The sequence below is a fragment of the Novosphingobium tardum genome (assembly GCF_042652045.1).
Lineage (GTDB): Bacteria > Pseudomonadota > Alphaproteobacteria > Sphingomonadales > Sphingomonadaceae > Novosphingobium > Novosphingobium tardum.
The window spans coordinates 762,588-778,026 of sequence record NZ_JBHSDR010000006.1 but is presented as its reverse complement, the minus strand read 5'-3'; the positions used below and the strand labels follow the sequence as shown (position 1 = coordinate 778,026).

The window sequence follows — 15,439 nt, the reverse complement described above, 5'->3', positions numbered from 1 at the left end:
GACCCCGTCAGTTCGACTTCGCGCAGGGCTTCAGGCCCAGCGAGATGAGATCGTCGGCCAGCGCATTGGTCAGCGTGGTCAACTGGGTGGTAATCTCGGGCACGAAGGCGCCCGCCGCATCGTCTGCCGGATTGTTGTCGTTGTAGGTGAGCTTCAGCGAACTGCCGATCAGCGCCGTCGCCACCGCCGGCATCCCCATCCGGTCGACCCGGACGAACGACGAGGCGGGATCGGTGCGGAAATCGAACGTCGTGCCCGTGCCCGTCGCCAGCGGCGGGGTGCCGTTGGGCGGGGAGAGGAACGGGAACGTCGTCAGGAACGGGACCTCGTTGCCCGGCGGGTTCAGCGGCAGGTTGGCGAAGGTCGCCGCGCTCTGCCCGGTGGCGTTCACGTCGAGGAACAATACCGCCAGGGTCACGTCGATGACGGGATCCTGCAGCCGCCGCCCGTTGGGGAAGCCGTCCGGCTTGCTGAAATCCAGCGCGACCGTGTCGGGCACCACCAGCGAGGCCGGTGTCGCGCCGTTGGTGCCGGGTATGACCTGGTTGAGACACGACGAGACGTTGTACGACGCGGTCGTCTGGGTCGGCGTCGGCGTTGGCGTCACGGTCGGCGTGGGGGTGGGGATCATTCCGCTCAGGTCGCCGCCGTCCCCGCCGCCGCAGGCGGCAAGAAGCAGCGAGGCCGCGAGCGGAGCGGCGGTAAGGGCGAGGCGGCGAAGCGCGCCGCGGGTAGTGTGCGCGCGCATCAGATCTGCCCTCCGAACCGGGCGGTCGTGGCCCAGACGTTGATCTTGCCCGTGGCACCTCCCAGCCGGGACTTCGGAATCTCGAAGACGAGCGAGGTGTCGTTCTGGCCGTTGAAGAAATCGCGGTTCTTGTCGAACCTGATCGCGCCGGTCGACCGGGTCTCGCGGAAGCCGACGAGGTCGAAGAAGAACGGATCGTCGCGAAGGCCCGCATAGACCCGAACCCCGTCCTTGCTGAGAATCTGCTCGACCGGGCCGACCAGCGCCCCGTTCACGCCGGGGAGCCCGGCGACCGAGATGCCGAACTGTCCGGCCGAGGTTCCGGGACCGAACCGCGACTGGATCGAGATCTCCGGTGACGACGCGGGCGTCGCGGTCGAGATGTTGAGCGTGTAGAGCACGTCGCGATCGTAGAACGCGGATTTCGCCGAGGCTGAGGGGCCGGCGAACGTGATGACGAAGTAGGCGTTCGTCGCATCGCTGAAGGCGAACACGTCGGCGATGTCGGCAGCGATGTCGGGCACCGAGTCGATTGCCGGGTCGGTTCGCGATGGCGGGTCGAGGTGATCCGCGCTGGCCGCGAACTGCCCCGGGACGAGGGCCAGCGCGGCGATTGCCGCGACCGCCGTAGCCCCGGCTAACACCATGGTCCTGATTCGTTTCATCGGTCGTTCCCCTTCGCGTGAGGCGAAAACTTTCTCACTGAAAACGCGACCGATTTTTCTGATTCTTGAGAATTGGCCTGGCCACGAAGGGAAAAAAGCCCGTCTCGCCGCCGATTCTTAACATCGTTGATTTTCGCCGGGTTAGTCAAGGCGGGCAAAAAATTCACCCAAATCCGGCTTGACAATTTGCGAAATCGGCAGACTGTTTGCTGTGGGAAAGCGCGTGGTCCGCAAAACGCACGCCATCCTATCGACCTTAGGCGTAAGGCGGGCAATCCGCATATTCGGGCGTCGTCGGCAAGGCCGGACAGTCTCCGACTTGAGGGTATACGATCATGAAACTGACTGCTTTGGTGGCGCTTTGCGCCATCCCCGCCGTGTGCGTTCCTTCTGCGGCCAAGGAAGTGCACCCCGTCATCGTCACCGGCCACATGAACTCGATTGCTCAGTGGTCGAACGGGATGACCGACAAGATCAACCGGAACCTCGACTTCCCCTACGAGGCGTCGGAACGCACCGCTGACGGGATCGTCTCGGTAGCTTTCCGTTGCAGCGACGAGGGCCTGCCAGCCGCGCTCAAGGTGGTGCGGAAATCGGGTGACTCCAGGCTCGATCGCGCGGCATTGCGCGCCATCAGCCGGGTTTCCACCATGCATCCGCTGCCCGTGGGCGTCGGGCCGGGACAGAAATTCCAGGCTAACATCATCTTCGCATCGTCACAGGGCGAATACGATCGCCAGCTCAGGAAGCTGCGCACCGACGTCGCCAAGGCGAACAGGGCGATGGATGCCGACGACGGAACCCTGGTCCTCAACGTGACGCCAAATCCGCGCGGCTAAGCCACCTGGTCAAAACCGTGCCTTCGCGCTCACTCGGCTTTGCGGACGGGTGGGCGCGTTGGCGGCCGTGCCGCACGGCCGCCGACGAGGCGACCCGCAATGCGCCTACTTGGGCGCAATCACCATGAGCATCTGGCGGCCTTCCATGCGCGGATAGGCTTCAACCTTGGCAATCTCGGCAACATCGGCCTGGACCCGCTTGAGCAGGTCCATGCCGAGTTGCTGGTGCGACAATTCGCGCCCGCGAAAGCGCAGGGTGACCTTCACCTTGTCGCCGTCTTCGATGAACCGGTTCACGTTGCGCATCTTCACATCGTAATCGTGATCGTCGATGTTCGGACGCATCTTGATTTCCTTGATGTCCTGCGTCTTCTGGGTCTTGCGCTGGGCGTTGGCCTTCTTCTGCGCTTCGTACCGGAACTTGCCGACATCGAGGAACTTGCACACCGGCGGATCGGCGTTGGGCGATACCTCGACCAGATCGAGTCCCACCGCGGCGGCAGCCTCGATCGCCTCACGGGTGTACATCACGCCCAGATTCTCGCCCTCGCCATCGATCACCCGGACCTTGTCCACCGTGATGAAATTATTGAAGCGTGGGCCGCTCTTGGTAGGGGGCGTCATGAGGCGCCGGGGAGGGGGTGCGATAGGTACTGCTCCTGAAAGTTGAAATGACGTGCGGGTTGAATCAAGGCGCGCTCTTACTGGCAAAACCCGCGCAAATAAAGGGGGCCATGCACCGGGCGCGCACGGTGCGGATGTGGTGTTGCAAGCCTGCCCGCGCAAGACCTGCGCCGGCTTGAAATCAACGGCCTACGCGGCAGCGCGCCACAGCGCGAAACGGGCGAGTTGCCCCGCCGCGGGAACGATCGCGTCGATCGCGGTGGCGGGCTGCATGGCGGAAAGGATCGCCGGGTCGGCCGCATCCATGCCCCCGGTCAGCGCGCCGAACGCAGGCAGGATCATCCGCCCTCCGGTAGCGGTGTCGGCGCTTGCGACAAGGCACGGGCGCGAAATCCGCCGCCCGCGATGCACAAGCCGCAGCTTGGGGTGATAGTGCCCGGACAATTCCGGCCGCGTTTCTCCCGCCATCGCCCGGTGGCGCAGGACGACCCCGCCGATCTCGGTTTCATCGACCAGCGCGCCGCCGCACGATGCTTCCATCGCGGCGTCGTGGTTGCCGGTGATCCACACCCACTCGACCGCGCGGGTCAGCGCCGCGAGCATGCCGGCGGCATGGGGTTCGAGCCGCTCCACCCCCCGGCTGTCGTGGAAGTTGTCGCCAAGGCAATAGACCCGGCGCGCGCCCGTCTCGCGGATTGCCAAGGCCACTCGTTCCAACGTCTCGCGGCTGTCGTAGGGCGGGAGCATCTGGCCGTGACGGGCGAAGAAGCTGGCCTTTTCAAGATGCAGGTCGGCGACCAGCAACGCCTGCTCGCGCGGCCAGTAAAGCGCGCGGCCGGCGGTCATCAGCCATTCCTGCGATGCGAACGAAAAGGGAACCATATCGGGTCAATGCCCAAGCGACGCGCGCTTGGCAAGGAGCGATCAGAGCCAGCCCGCCCAGTCGGCAAGCTGCCACAGGCCCAGCGCGAGGAACAGCAGCGCCGCCGCGATCCGCGTGGCCTTGAGCGATACGTGGCGCACCAGCGTATCGCCAAACAGGACCGCCGGCGTATTCGCGAGCATCATCCCCACCGTGGTTCCCGCAGCGACGATCGCGATCGAATGGAACCTTGCGCCCAGCGCGATCGTGGCGACCTGGGTCTTGTCGCCCATCTCGACGATGAAGAACGCGATCAGCGTAGTGAGGAACGCGCCGCCGCGCCGGCGGATCGCTTCGCCGTCGTCATCGTCGAACTTGTCCGGAACGAGCGTCCACAGCGCCATCGCGATGAAGCCCAGCGCCACCGCGAGGCGGAACCACGGCGCGTCGAGCAGACCGGCGACCTCGCTGCCGACCAGTGCGGCGAGCGCGTGATTGGCCAGCGTGGCGAAGAAGATCCCGAGCAGGATCTGCACCGGGGCACGCAGCCGCGTCGCCAGCAGGATGGCCAGAAGCATGGTCTTGTCGCCGATCTCGGCGAGCGCGACGAGCGAAACGGAAGCGAGGAAGGCGGTCAGCATCGCCGGCGCCTTGCCCCGCTTCCCGCATTATGGCCAGAGCGTTTTCAGATCAGCGGCAGCGAAGTCCGCCGCGGTCGATCTCGCGGCCCAGCAGCGCGCCGCCCGCGGCGCCCAGGATGGTGCCGAGCGTGCGGTGTCGCCCGCCGTCGAGCGAGCGGCCGAGCAGCGCGCCCGCCGCACCGCCGATGATCAGGCCGGTCGTGCCGTTGCCCCGGCGGCAGTAGTAGCGGCCGTCGTTGCCGCGCCAGACCGTGTCATTGCGGCTGAGCGCGCGGGGTTCGTAGTAGCGGCCGTAGCTGTCGTACATCGCCTGGCGATCATGGGCGCGGCGGCCATGCGCCGGCGCCCAGGGCGGCGGGTCGGCCAGCACCGGGGCGACCGGCGCGGCGACCGCGGCGAGGGTTGCGGCAAGAACGAGCTTCCTCATGAAGGGACCTTTCCATGTTGCGGTTTCGTTGTCCTGAACCCGCACTATCGACCGGCGATCCCCAACCTCGGATTAACAGCGGCTGGATGAATTGGCTGCGCGGCGAGCCGTGCCCGCGGCCCGATCAGATGCCCGCATACCACTGGTATCCCGAACGATCCTCCCAATAGCCGCCCTTGCCCCCGGCGATCCCCGCCAGGCTGGCGACCGCCTCGATCCGCTCGATATATTTGGCCTGCTTGTAGCCGAGCTGGCGCTCGACCCGCAGGCGCAGCGGGGCGCCGTTGCGGATGGGCAGGGGGGCGCCGTTCAGGGCATGCGCGATGATCGTCTGCGGGTGAAGTGCGTCGATCATGTCGATGCTCTCGTAATAGGGCGTGCCCGACAGGCTGTCGGCGCAGTGGAACACGATATACTTCGCCTCGGGCCGGACTCCGGCAAGCGCGAGCAGCCGGGCAAGGGGCACGCCGGTCCACTGACCGATCGCGCTCCACCCCTCGACGCAGTCGTGGCGGGTGATCTGGGTCCGCTGCGGCAGGGCGCGGACTTGCGCCAGCGAGAGCGACAGCGGGCGCTCGACGAGGCCGTCCACCGCCAGCCGCCAGTCGGCGAACTGGCCGGCGGCGTGGGCGTCATAAGCTGGGGTGGCGGGATTCTGGGTGCCGTTGCCGCGAAAGAACGGCGAGATGTCGGCCACCGTGAACTCGCGGGCGAGCGCGGTGCGCTTCGAGATGGCCCGCTGCGCCGCACGGTTCCAGCGCTCGACCGTTTCGAGCAGCGCGCCGCCCGGCTGGCTTTGCGCGATCTTGGTGCAGCCGGCGAGCAACCCGCCGGCCAGCGTGCCGATCAATCCGCGGCGGCCGATCATGCCCCGGCCTCCGCCGGGATAGGCGGGGCGGACGGCTCCGCCACCTTTCCGCCGGTGATCATGTCGCGAAGCTGGCCGATCGGGCCGGACAGGAGGACCGCGAGGATGTGGGCGAGGAAGAATGCGAACAGCGCCCAGGCGGTCACGAAATGGATCGAGCGGGCGGTCTGCCGCCCGGCGAACAGATCGAGCAGCCAGGGCCAGGCGGCGTCCATCGCCGGGCTCATCGCCAAGCCCGTGAGGATCATCAGGGGCAGCCCGATGAACAGGACGAGGCCGTAAAGCAGCTTCTGGAGGAAATTGAACGATTCGCCCGGCGGCGGCGCGAAGTCGCGCCGCAAGTGCTTGACCAGATCTTCGCGGATCGCCCCCAAGCGCCATTCGTGCAGGTGTGTGACGAAGCGCCGCCAGTGCCCGCTGGCCAGAGCCGCGACGAGGAACAGCGCCAGCCCCAGCGCGAAGGGCCAGGCCGCAAGGAAATGCCACAGCCGCGCCTCGGCCAGGCTGTAATGGCCGGGGATCGTCATCCAGAACGGAAAGCGCGGGACTTCGAGCCAGGCGGTCGCGGGATCGAAACCCCAGGCGCCGAGATAGAGCCGGGGGTGCGCGTTCGATATGCCGAGGCCCGAGAAGAACAGGACCGCCATTGCCCAGGCATTGAGCCAGTGCCACAGCCGCGTCGAGAGCGCGTGTCGCTTCATGCCGGTCCCCATCGCATCCGGGCGAAAGGATGCACCCAACGTCGCTCACGCGAAACCGAAATCTGTGGCCGTCACACGCCGCGTGGCGTCGCGCGGGCAAGACAGGCTCGTGCCATTGCGCTAGCCAGGGGGGCAGGGCGGGACTTTAGGCCATCGAGCCAGGGAGAAAAGCGTGGCGAAGGTTCTGGTATTCTACGGCTCTTACCGGCGCGACCGGCTCGGCATCCGGCTTGCCGATTTCATCGTGGCGCGCCTTCGCGCACGAGGCGAAGCGCCGGAACTGATCGATGCGCGCGCCGTCGCGCTGCCCATGCTCGACCGCATGTACAAGGAGTATCCCAAGGGCGAAGCGCCCCCGGCAATGGAAGAGCTGGCCGGGAAGATCCGCGGCGCCGACGCCTTCGTGTTCGTTACCGGCGAATACAATTGGGGGGTGCAGCCGGGGCTCAAGAACCTGACCGACCATTTCCTCGAGGAATGGTTCTGGCGGCCCGCCGCCATCGCCAGCTATTCGCGCGGGCGGCTGTCGGGCGCACGCTCCAACTCGGCGTGGCATCCGACCCTGGCCGAAATGGGGATGGTCGTCATCTCGAGCACGTTGACGGTGGGACCGATCGCCGAGACGCTGGACGAGACGGCCGAGCCGACCGGCAAGGCGGGCGAAAGCCTTTCGAAGGCGTTCGAGCGGTTTGCCGATGATCTTTCGTGGTGGACCGAGGCCGCCGCCGCGCAGAAAAAGTTGCGCGCGCCGCCCTACTGACGGTCAGAAATCAGCCGAGCGCGGCCATCTTTTCCTCGGCAAGCCGGTCGAGTTCGGCGCGGCTGCGCTTTTCGGCCGAGGTCTTGAGCTGGCCGCAAGCCGCGTCGATGTCGCGCCCGCGGGGCGTGCGCACGGGCGCGCTTATCCCGGCGTCGAAGACGATCTCGCTGAACCGGCGGATGCGCTCGGGCGTGGAGCACGAATAGACCGAACCCGGCCACGGGTTGAACGGGATCAGGTTTACCTTGGCCGGCAGCTTGTACTGCTTGATCAGGCGGACCAGTTCGCGCGCGTCCTCGTCGCTGTCGTTCACCCCGTCGAGCATCACGTATTCGAACGTGATGCGGCGCGAATTGCTCGCCCCGGGATAGGCAGCGCAGGCCTCGAGCAGTTCCTCGATCCCGTACTTGCGGTTGATCGGCACGATCTCGTCGCGCACCGGCTTGGTCACGGCATGGAGCGAGACGGCCAGGTTCACCCCGATCTCCTCGCCCGCGCGCGCCATCATCGGCACGACCCCGCTGGTGGAAAGCGTGATCCGCCGCTTCGACAGGGCCAGCCCGTCGCCGTCCATCACCAGCTTCAGCGCGTCGCGAACGTTGTCGAAATTATAGAGCGGTTCGCCCATGCCCATCATCACGATGTTGGTCAGCAGGCGCCCGTCGGCGGAATACTGGCCGCCTTCTTCCTCGTCCTCGTCGTCGTCGGTCGCATCCGCTGCGAAGGCGGGTCGCTCGATCGGCGGGGTGGCACCGGCGCTTCCCGGCCACTCGCCCAGCGCGTCGCGCGCCAGCATGACCTGGCCCACGATCTCGCCGGGGGTCAGGTTGCGGACCAGGCGCATGGTCCCCGTGTGGCAGAACCGGCAGTTGAGCGTGCAGCCCACCTGGCTCGACACGCACAGCGTGCCGCGCGTCTCGTCCGGGATGAAGACCATCTCGAAATCGTGGCCGTCGGCGGTGCGAAGCAGCCACTTGCGGGTGCCGTCCTCCGAAACCTGCGCTTCGACCACCTCGGGCCGGGCGATGACGAAGCGTTCGGCAAGCCACGGCCGCATCGCCTTGGCAATGTCGGTCATCGTCTCGAAGTCTGATACGCCGCGGTGGTAGATCCAGTGGAACAGCTGGCGCGAACGCAGTTTCGCTGCCTTGGTGTCGAGCCCGGCCTCGGCCAGCAGCTCGGCGATGCGGAGGCGCGGCAGCCCCATCAGGTCGATGCGGCCATCGGCGCGCGGGGTAACGTCGCGCGCGACGGGAACGGGATCGACTTGGCCGGGGATCTGCATGGTGGCGGCGATATAGGGATCGTCGGGCGCCGGCGATAGCCCCCCGCGCGAACCCCGCCGAAGCCCTCCGGTTCCTGACTTTGGTCGTGCTGCAACTGCGTCCGGTCGAAAGGGTGTGACCAAAAAACCTCAGTATTTTCGTTGTGTTAGGTTCATGAAACTTGTTCGCGGTTGCATCATTCTCCCAGTCCCGGCGGCGTTCGACGCCTCGGGAAACCTAATGGAGTTGATAATGAAAAAGCATCTTGCAGTCCTGGCCCTCGGTTGCACGGCGGTGGCCACCCCCGCCCTGGCACAGGACAACTCGACCTTCACCGGTCCGCGTGTCGAAGCCATCCTCGGCTACGACAAGACCCAGGCCGGCAGCTCGGTCGACAACGACACCACCTCCAGCGACGACCAGTCGGTCGACGGCCTGCTCTATGGCATCGGCGCGGGTTATGACGTCGCCGTCGGCGGCGTCGTGCTCGGCGTGGAAGGCGAATATACCGACTCCACCGCGAAGACCGGCTACGACAACGGCGACTTCGAGGGTTTCGGCTTCGGCAACGTCAAGGTCGGGCGCGACCTCTACGTCGGCGCGCGCGCCGGCGTTCTCACCAGCCCCCGCACGATGGTCTATGCCAAGGCGGGCTATACCAACGCCCGCTTCGACGTTCTGGCAAGCGACGGGACGACCGAGTTGAAGAACAACTTCGACACGGATGGGTGGCGCGTGGGCGCGGGCGTCGAGCACGCGCTCGGGCCGCAGACCTTTGCCAAGCTCGAGTACCGCTACTCGAACTACAACAAGGGCGAGGTCGACTACCCGGTCGGCACCGACAGCGCGCGCTTCGACATCGACACCGACCGCCACCAGGTCGTGGTCGGCGTGGGCATGCGCTTCTGATCGCATGAAGCGATAGTCTGATGGAGCGGGCCGGGGTCAAACCCGGCCCGTTCTGTATCGGGCGTCGGCGTCAGCGGGTTCGGGCGCAGCCGACGGCGGCGGCGTCGATCGCGGTGGCCGCGCCGGCGAGCGTGTAGTTGTCGCGGAAACTGCCGCCCCGGACCGAACGTGCGGCGATCGACATCGTCTCGGCCGATCGGAGCGCCGCGACGATCGCGGCATCCATCCGCGCATCGAGCGCCCACGCATCGCCACCGCCTCCGGCGAGGTCGAACCGCTGCGACCCTATCGCGAGCCGGATCGGGCTTCCGGCGACAAGCTGGCGCGACAGGCGAAAGTGCACCTGGTTGCGGATGCCGCGGCGCGGCCAGTGGCCGACTGTTGCGAAGGGTCGGTAATCGATCCGCCGCCCGGGCGGGACTTCGGCCATCGCGATGGCATAGCAGCGCGGCACCTGCGGATCGCGGAAGGCGCCCCACCGGCCATAGATGCCGAGGCTGTCGCGCGCCGCCGCAATTCCCGCCGGCAGTGCTGCCGCGCCCAGCAATGCGGCGAGCAGGAGCGCGCCGCGCCTCACGCGTGCAGCGCGCCGACCGCGGCGCCTAGCAGCACGCTTTCCCGGCCGCCTTCGATCAGGGCGATCGAGCCCTGGGTCTGCGCCGGGGCGATCGGGGCATGACGGACGGGGTGATCGGGCAGCCCGGTCATCACCCCGCGCAGCACGCGGCTGGAGATGCCGTGCATGACCACGACGTGGTCGCCCCCGGCATCGGGCAGCGCGGCCAGCCAGTCGCGCAGCCGCGCCGCAATCATCGCATAGTCCTCGCCGTCAGGAGCGGGACGCAGCAGGTGCTCGGTATCGACGATCGGGCCGTGCTCGGCTTCGACATCGGCATAAGTGCGTCCGCACCAGCTGCCCATGTCGATCTCGACGAGGCGCAAGTCGCGGCGCGCCGCAAACCAGTCCAGCCCAAGCACGTCGCAGACCAGCGCCATCGTCTGCAGCGCGCGACCCGTCTCGGAGACATGGAGCGTGACCGGCGGCCGGTCGCCCAGGGCGCCGCGCAGCGCCGCGCCCATCGCCAGCGCCTGCTCGGTCCCTATCCGGGTCAGCGGCGTGTGGATGTGGTTGGCCTGGAGCCGCCGCGTGGCGTTGTACACGGTCTCGCCGTGACGCATCACGAAGAAGCGGCCGGGCAGGGCGGAAGGATCGAGATCGGGCATCGCCGGCTGCTATCAGCAGGCGCGGGCGCAACTCAAGTGCCGGGCGCGTTTTCGCCGGGATACGAGATGCTGAGGACTTCCCATTCCTTTTCGCCGCCGGGCAGGACCACGCGGCGAAGATCGCCGACCGCCGCGCCGCGCAGTGCCCGGGCAAGCGGCGCGCTCCAGCCGATGCGGCCCGCGCCGGCGTCGGCCTCGTCGTCGCCTACCAGCGCGACGGTGCGTTGCAGGTCGTCCTCGTCGGCGATGGTGACGGTGGCGCCGAACAGCGCGCGGCTGCGATCGCCCGCCTTGCCCGGCTCGACCACCCGCGCCGCCTTCATCCTTCGGGCGAGATGCGCCAGCTCGCGGTCGATCTCGCGCAGCCGCTTGCGGCCATAGATGTAATCGCCGTTCTCGCTGCGGTCGCCGTTGCCTGCGGCCCAGCTCACGATCTCCACCATTCGCGGGCGTTCGTCGCCCAGCAGCGCGTCGTAGCGCGCGCGCAGCCGGGCCAGGCCCTCGGGGGTGATGGGATTGCCCGGAACCCGGGCGCGCTCGTCGTCGCTCACCTCGGAACGCCTTGGCTGCTCAGCCGGGGGTCCGCTTGCCCAGGAAATGGCTGGTCGGATTGGGGCCGCGATAAGTGGCCTTGTCCGGGTTCATCGCTTCATAGACGACGGCGTTTTCGATCACGCGCTGGACGTAGTTCTTGGTCTCGTAGATCGGGATTCTCTCGATCCAGTCGACCCAGCTGATCGATCCGGTGCGCGGGTCGCCGTTGGCGGCAAGCCACTTGTTCACGTTGCCCGCCCCGGCATTGTAGGCCGCGACCGCCAGCGGATAGGACCCGCCGAAGTAGTCCATCATCCGCCCGAAATAGCTCGAGCCGAGTTGCATGTTGTAATTCGGGTCGGCGATCAGCGAATCCGGCGCATAGGACAGGCCGATCTTGCCAGCCTGTTCGCGCGCGGTGCCGGGCATGAGCTGCATCAGCCCGCGCGCGCCGGCATGGCTGACCGCGTTTTGCGCGAACTGGCTTTCCTGCCGGGCGATGGCGTGGATCATCGTCCATCCCGAATCGTAGCCGAGCGGCACCTGGATCCGTGGAAAGGCGATGTGCTGGAAATCGAGAAAGCCCTTCGTCGCAGCCGACTGGCCAAGGATCACGCCAAGGTCGCGGCGGCCGAGGTTGCGCGCCAGTTCGGCCACCAGCACGTGGTCACCCGCGGTCTGCGCGTTGTCGGAGATCTGGCGGAAGAACTTGACCGCGGTGCGCCAGTCGCTGGCGCGCGCCACTTCGCGCACCGCGGCGGTGAGCGGTGCCGAGGCGAAGGCCTGGCGCTCGGCCGGGGTGGGCACGACGGTCGGGTCGGTCGCGAATGTCGGGATCGGCCGGCCCAGCCGCTCGAGCGCGAGCTGGCCGTAGAACTGGTCGCCGTAATTCGCTGCCATCTGGAAATAGCGCTGAGCGCTTGCCGGATCGCGCGCCCGGTCGGACGCGAGGCCCGCCCAGTAGAAGCCCTTCGAGCGCGTCTGCGGTGTCTTGGCCGCATTGCCGTAGCGATAGAACAGCGGAGCGGCGCTGACGGGATCGCCCAGGTCCCACATCGCCTCGGTCCCGCCGAGCCAGACCAGCGACGTGTAATCGTCACGCAGGCCGAGCGAGAGCTGGCTGATGTCGGTGCCCGGCTCGAATGCGTCGTCGACCTTCGATGCGATCCGCACCGCGGTGCGAGGATCGCCCGAACTGGCGGCGGAGCGCGCGTTGACGAGGAGTTCGTCGACCCATTTCTCGACATCGACGGGGCGCCGGCTCAGTGCCCCGCGATTGGCGAGGAGGCTGCGCGCGGCCGCACCATTGCCCGACTTGCGGTACTGGCGGACGCGCTGGAACAGGTATCCCGGGTCGCTCATCATCGAGGAGCTGTCGACCTGGATGCCGGTCAACGCCGGGTCGATGCCCGACAGAGCGGCGAGACGCACGGCGGCGACCGCGCGCTGGGCGGGCGAAACGAAGCCGAGCTGGCGCTGGGCCTGCGCCTGGCTGCCGGCCCAGAGCAGCGCGTCCATCCGCGCGTCATGGTCGTCGGGGGTGAAGGTCGCGCCGAACTGCGAAAAAAGCATCGCCTCGGCGGTGTCGCTCATCGGCCCGCCGCGCCACGCGGCGTGGGCGACGGTCGAGGCTTCGGGGCGGCCCATCGCGCGCAGCGCCAGCGCGTACTGCGCGCGGGCCGGATTGGTCAGCGGCGGACGGCGGTCGAAATAGGAGACGAGCCGCTGGGCATCGACGTATTCGCGATCGAGTGCGCCTTCGGCGTAGCGGCGAAGCTTCTCCTCGTCGGGGAAGTTCGGATAGGAAAGCACGAAGCTGCTGTAGTCGGCGAAGGTGAAGCGGTCCGAGGCGGACAGCTGCTTCCACCGGTCCACCGCGTAAGTCATCGCGGTCGGCTGGCTGACGACGAGCGCGGCGCGGGCGCGATCCCAGTCGTTGGGATCGGCAGCCGATGCGGGACTCGCAGCGCCAAGCGCGATTCCGCCGAAAACCGTAGCAATCAAGACATGTTTACTGACCATGCTGGACATAGTGGCCGCCGGCTCCTTATCAGGCGCTGAATGGGTCTGTCTCATGATCCCCCCGCGGTGCTGAAAGCACCGTATCGGGTCATGATGGCCCAAAGCGAAGGAAAATGTCCATGTTTTCGGGCTCGATTCCCGCCCTGGTGACTCCTTTCCGCGACGGGTCGTTCGACGAGAAGGCATTTCGCCGCCTGGTCGACTGGCAGATCGACAACGGATCGAAGGCTCTCGTCCCTTGCGGCACCACCGGCGAGGCTTCGACCCTGTCGAACGCCGAGCATCACCGGGTGATCGAGGTGTGTGTCGAGCAGGCCGCCGGGCGCGTCCCGGTCATCGCAGGCTGCGGCAGCAACGACACGATGAACGCGCTGCTTCACATGAATTTCTCGCGCAAGTGCGGCGCCGCCGCCGCGCTGTGCGTGGCCCCTTATTACAACCGTCCCAGCCAGGCCGGGCTGATCGCGCACTTTTCGTACCTCGCCGAGCACTGCGACCTGCCGATCATCCTCTACAACGTGCCGGGCCGCACCGTGACGGACATCGAGCCCGAGACTGTCTGCGCGCTGGCCAAGCGCTATCCCGACGCGATCGTGGGGATCAAGGACGCCAGCGGCGACCTTTCGCGCGTGGTCGATCACCGGATGGGCATCGGCAAGGACTTCTGCCAGCTTTCGGGCGACGACGAGCTTTCGCTCCCGGCCAACGCGGCGGGCGCGGTGGGCTGCATCTCGGTCACCGCAAACGTCGCCCCGGCGCTGTGCGCGCAGTTTCAGCAGGCCTGCGCCGACAACGACTTCGCCAAGGCGCGCGAGATCAACGACCGGCTCTATCCGCTGCATTACGCGATGTTCGAGGACGCCAGCCCGGCTCCGCTCAAGTACGCGCTGACGCGGGTCCACGATTGGCTGACCGAAGACCTGCGCCTGCCGCTGGTCCGCTGCAACGAGGCGGCGCGCAAGGCGGTCGACGAGGCTTTGGTGCACGCAGGACTGGTGTGAGGCGCGCGGCGGCGCTGGCACCGCTCCTGCTGCTTGCCGGCTGCTGCGGGGCGGAGGAAGAGGCCAGCCCCGAACCGCCGAGGCAAGAATCGGTTCACCAATCGCGCGTAGATACCGGCGCCATGACCGCTCTTCCGCCCGCGCTCGTCGCCGCCATTTCCGCCCGCATCCGCGACCCCGGCCGTCGCCATGATCCCCTCGGCGGAACGCCGGGCGGCGTGGTGACCGACCCCGAGGAGCTGATCGCGATGTTCGGCCGGCTTAGCCCCGAAGCCGAAGGTCCGTTTCGCGGGGTCGTCGCGCAGATGGCGGCCTGGGGCCAGAAGATGCCGCCGATGCACGTGACGAATTACCCGGACGGGACCTTCGGCGCATCGAGCGAGGATGCCGACGCGCTGCCGCTGGCCGCACCGGCATCCGAGGCGGACATTGCCACGCTTGAGCGGAAGATCGGGCGCAAGCTGCCGGCAGATCTGCGCGCGCTTTACGCCATCGCCGACGGCGGCTGGGGTCCGGGCACGGCCTACACCCAGGGCCGGGGAAGTGGCTTCCAGTCGCTCGAGGCGGTTGGCAACGTGCTCGACGACCTGCGTCGCCGCGGCCCGGGCTATACCGGCGAGCATCCGTGGCCAGCCCATCTCCTGCCGATCGCCGACACCACCGGGCCGGTCTCGTACAACCTCGACACGGGCGAGATCGTGGCGTTCAACGACTACTATTTCGACGACGGCCAGACGGTGGAGGAAGCCTTCACCGTGCTTCACCCCTCGCTCGCCGCGTGGCTGGAGGAGTGGGTGGCAAGCTGAATCGAAGCCAACAACGGCTTTTACAATCGCCGGCCAGCCCCTACATGCCGGGACACAATGGCCCGACCCGCACACGCCGCATTCGACAAGCAGAAGACCGTCGCCGAGAACCGGCGCGCGCGGTACGAATACTTCATCGAGGAAGTGTTCGAAGCGGGCATCGCGCTGACCGGAACCGAAGTGAAAAGCCTGCGCTTCGGCGAGGGCTCGATCGCCGAATCCTATGCCGAGGTGAAGGGCGGCGAGGTTTGGCTGGTCAACGCCAACGTGCCCGAGTTCAGCCACGGCAACCGCTACAACCACGAGCCCAAGCGGCCGCGCAAGCTGCTGCTGAAAGAGCGCGAGATCAGCCGGCTGCATGGCGCGGTCGAGCGCAAGGGCATGACCCTCGTTCCGCTTTCGGTCTATTTCAACGGCCGGGGCCGCGCGAAAGTCGAGCTGGCGCTGGCCAAGGGCAAGAACTCGGCCGACAAGCGCCAGACGATCAAGGACCGCGACTGGCAGCGCGACAAGGCGCGCATCCTGCGGGACAACCGCTGATGC

19 protein-coding genes are annotated in these 15,439 nt (G+C 67.4%); 6 read left to right on the top strand and 13 right to left on the bottom strand.

What is annotated here, in order from left to right:
* Positions 1–7: 7 nt before the first annotated feature.
* Positions 8–748, bottom strand: coding sequence for a DUF4331 family protein (locus tag ACFO0A_RS11700; protein ID WP_379539182.1), 741 nt, complete (start codon positions 746–748; stop codon positions 8–10).
* Complete coding sequence (locus tag ACFO0A_RS11695) at positions 748–1,413, bottom strand: DUF4331 family protein (protein ID WP_379539181.1); 666 nt, start codon at positions 1,411–1,413, stop codon at positions 748–750. The genes ACFO0A_RS11700 and ACFO0A_RS11695 overlap by 1 nt, the downstream gene beginning before the upstream one ends.
* A 335-nt stretch (positions 1,414–1,748) precedes the next feature.
* On the opposite strand from ACFO0A_RS11695, the gene ACFO0A_RS11690 reads away from it, so the two are divergent.
* Positions 1,749–2,252 (top strand): energy transducer TonB family protein, encoded by a 504-nt coding sequence (locus tag ACFO0A_RS11690; RefSeq protein WP_379539180.1) that lies wholly within the window; start codon positions 1,749–1,751, stop codon positions 2,250–2,252.
* Positions 2,253–2,357: 105 nt separating this feature from the next.
* On the opposite strand, the gene infC is transcribed toward ACFO0A_RS11690, so the two are convergent.
* The 6 genes from infC to ACFO0A_RS11660 form a co-directional block, all read right to left on the bottom strand.
* Positions 2,358–2,876, bottom strand: coding sequence for a translation initiation factor IF-3 (infC, locus tag ACFO0A_RS11685; RefSeq protein WP_379539179.1), 519 nt, complete (start codon positions 2,874–2,876; stop codon positions 2,358–2,360).
* A gap of 189 nt (positions 2,877–3,065) precedes the next feature.
* Positions 3,066–3,758, bottom strand: coding sequence for a ligase-associated DNA damage response endonuclease PdeM (pdeM, locus tag ACFO0A_RS11680; protein WP_379539178.1), 693 nt, complete (start codon positions 3,756–3,758; stop codon positions 3,066–3,068).
* Between the two features lie 42 nt (positions 3,759–3,800).
* Entirely contained in the window at positions 3,801–4,376 is a 576-nt protein-coding gene (locus ACFO0A_RS11675; protein ID WP_379539654.1) for a TMEM165/GDT1 family protein, read from the bottom strand.
* Positions 4,377–4,428: 52 nt separating this feature from the next.
* Positions 4,429–4,806 (bottom strand): glycine zipper 2TM domain-containing protein, encoded by a 378-nt coding sequence (locus tag ACFO0A_RS11670; RefSeq protein ID WP_379539177.1) that lies wholly within the window; start codon positions 4,804–4,806, stop codon positions 4,429–4,431.
* Between the two features lie 124 nt (positions 4,807–4,930).
* Positions 4,931–5,674, bottom strand: coding sequence for a molybdopterin-binding protein (locus ACFO0A_RS11665; protein ID WP_379539176.1), 744 nt, complete (start codon positions 5,672–5,674; stop codon positions 4,931–4,933).
* The gene (locus ACFO0A_RS11660; RefSeq protein WP_379539175.1) at positions 5,671–6,375 is read right to left on the bottom strand and encodes a cytochrome b/b6 domain-containing protein; all 705 of its coding nucleotides are present in this window, start codon (positions 6,373–6,375) and stop codon (positions 5,671–5,673) included. Before ACFO0A_RS11660 ends, ACFO0A_RS11665 begins: the two co-directional genes overlap by 4 nt.
* Before the next feature lie 172 nt (positions 6,376–6,547).
* Here ACFO0A_RS11660 and ACFO0A_RS11655 point away from each other — a divergent pair, with 172 nt between their 5' ends.
* Positions 6,548–7,135: an NADPH-dependent FMN reductase gene (locus tag ACFO0A_RS11655; RefSeq protein WP_379539174.1), complete on the top strand. Its 588-nt coding sequence runs from the start codon at positions 6,548–6,550 to the stop codon at positions 7,133–7,135.
* A 10-nt stretch (positions 7,136–7,145) separates the two neighbouring features.
* Here the strand turns inward: ACFO0A_RS11655 and rlmN are convergent, their stop codons facing one another.
* On the bottom strand, positions 7,146–8,420 hold the full coding sequence (rlmN, locus tag ACFO0A_RS11650; protein WP_379539173.1) for a 23S rRNA (adenine(2503)-C(2))-methyltransferase RlmN: 1,275 nt from the start codon (positions 8,418–8,420) through the stop codon (positions 7,146–7,148).
* Positions 8,421–8,652: 232 nt separating this feature from the next.
* Between rlmN and ACFO0A_RS11645 the strand changes: the two genes are divergently transcribed.
* Positions 8,653–9,309 (top strand): outer membrane protein, encoded by a 657-nt coding sequence (locus ACFO0A_RS11645; RefSeq protein WP_379539172.1) that lies wholly within the window; start codon positions 8,653–8,655, stop codon positions 9,307–9,309.
* Between the two features lie 70 nt (positions 9,310–9,379).
* Here ACFO0A_RS11645 and ACFO0A_RS11640 read toward each other — a convergent pair whose 3' ends face one another.
* The 4 genes from ACFO0A_RS11640 to ACFO0A_RS11625 are packed head-to-tail and all read right to left on the bottom strand — an operon-like array spanning position 9,380 to position 13,071.
* Positions 9,380–9,886, bottom strand: coding sequence for a hypothetical protein (locus tag ACFO0A_RS11640; protein ID WP_379539171.1), 507 nt, complete (start codon positions 9,884–9,886; stop codon positions 9,380–9,382).
* On the bottom strand, positions 9,883–10,533 hold the full coding sequence (locus ACFO0A_RS11635) for a histidine phosphatase family protein (RefSeq protein WP_379539170.1): 651 nt from the start codon (positions 10,531–10,533) through the stop codon (positions 9,883–9,885). The genes ACFO0A_RS11640 and ACFO0A_RS11635 overlap by 4 nt, the downstream gene beginning before the upstream one ends.
* A gap of 32 nt (positions 10,534–10,565) precedes the next feature.
* Positions 10,566–11,084: a GreA/GreB family elongation factor gene (locus ACFO0A_RS11630; RefSeq protein WP_379539169.1), complete on the bottom strand. Its 519-nt coding sequence runs from the start codon at positions 11,082–11,084 to the stop codon at positions 10,566–10,568.
* Between the two features lie 19 nt (positions 11,085–11,103).
* Entirely contained in the window at positions 11,104–13,071 is a 1,968-nt protein-coding gene (locus ACFO0A_RS11625) for a lytic transglycosylase domain-containing protein (protein WP_379539168.1), read from the bottom strand.
* Positions 13,072–13,208: 137 nt separating this feature from the next.
* On the opposite strand from ACFO0A_RS11625, the gene dapA reads away from it, so the two are divergent.
* The 3 genes from dapA (at position 13,209) to smpB (ending at position 15,436) form a co-directional block, all read left to right on the top strand.
* The gene (dapA, locus tag ACFO0A_RS11620) at positions 13,209–14,090 is read left to right on the top strand and encodes a 4-hydroxy-tetrahydrodipicolinate synthase (RefSeq protein ID WP_379539653.1); all 882 of its coding nucleotides are present in this window, start codon (positions 13,209–13,211) and stop codon (positions 14,088–14,090) included.
* A 122-nt stretch (positions 14,091–14,212) separates the two neighbouring features.
* Complete coding sequence (locus tag ACFO0A_RS11615) at positions 14,213–14,896, top strand: SMI1/KNR4 family protein (RefSeq protein WP_379539167.1); 684 nt, start codon at positions 14,213–14,215, stop codon at positions 14,894–14,896.
* 57 nt (positions 14,897–14,953) lie between these two features.
* A complete protein-coding gene (smpB, locus tag ACFO0A_RS11610) occupies positions 14,954–15,436 on the top strand; it encodes an SsrA-binding protein SmpB (RefSeq protein WP_379539166.1) in 483 nt (160 codons plus the stop codon).
* The last annotated feature ends 3 nt before the right edge of the window (positions 15,437–15,439 follow it).

What these genes read in the sequence shown, in the direction of transcription:
- ACFO0A_RS11700 (WP_379539182.1), bottom strand. Translation starts at nt 748, where the DNA reads ATGCGCGCGCACACTACCCGCGGCGCGCTTCGCCGCCTCGCCCTTACC.
- ACFO0A_RS11695 (WP_379539181.1), bottom strand. Translation starts at nt 1,413, where the DNA reads ATGAAACGAATCAGGACCATGGTGTTAGCCGGGGCTACGGCGGTCGCG.
- ACFO0A_RS11690 (WP_379539180.1), top strand. Translation starts at nt 1,749, where the DNA reads ATGAAACTGACTGCTTTGGTGGCGCTTTGCGCCATCCCCGCCGTGTGC.
- infC (WP_379539179.1), bottom strand. Translation starts at nt 2,876, where the DNA reads ATGACGCCCCCTACCAAGAGCGGCCCACGCTTCAATAATTTCATCACG.
- pdeM (WP_379539178.1), bottom strand. Translation starts at nt 3,758, where the DNA reads ATGGTTCCCTTTTCGTTCGCATCGCAGGAATGGCTGATGACCGCCGGC.
- ACFO0A_RS11670 (WP_379539177.1), bottom strand. Translation starts at nt 4,806, where the DNA reads ATGAGGAAGCTCGTTCTTGCCGCAACCCTCGCCGCGGTCGCCGCGCCG.
- ACFO0A_RS11665 (WP_379539176.1), bottom strand. Translation starts at nt 5,674, where the DNA reads ATGATCGGCCGCCGCGGATTGATCGGCACGCTGGCCGGCGGGTTGCTC.
- ACFO0A_RS11660 (WP_379539175.1), bottom strand. Translation starts at nt 6,375, where the DNA reads ATGAAGCGACACGCGCTCTCGACGCGGCTGTGGCACTGGCTCAATGCC.
- rlmN (WP_379539173.1), bottom strand. Translation starts at nt 8,420, where the DNA reads ATGCAGATCCCCGGCCAAGTCGATCCCGTTCCCGTCGCGCGCGACGTT.
- ACFO0A_RS11645 (WP_379539172.1), top strand. Translation starts at nt 8,653, where the DNA reads ATGAAAAAGCATCTTGCAGTCCTGGCCCTCGGTTGCACGGCGGTGGCC.
- ACFO0A_RS11635 (WP_379539170.1), bottom strand. Translation starts at nt 10,533, where the DNA reads ATGCCCGATCTCGATCCTTCCGCCCTGCCCGGCCGCTTCTTCGTGATG.
- dapA (WP_379539653.1), top strand. Translation starts at nt 13,209, where the DNA reads ATGTTTTCGGGCTCGATTCCCGCCCTGGTGACTCCTTTCCGCGACGGG.
- ACFO0A_RS11615 (WP_379539167.1), top strand. Translation starts at nt 14,213, where the DNA reads ATGACCGCTCTTCCGCCCGCGCTCGTCGCCGCCATTTCCGCCCGCATC.
- smpB (WP_379539166.1), top strand. Translation starts at nt 14,954, where the DNA reads ATGGCCCGACCCGCACACGCCGCATTCGACAAGCAGAAGACCGTCGCC.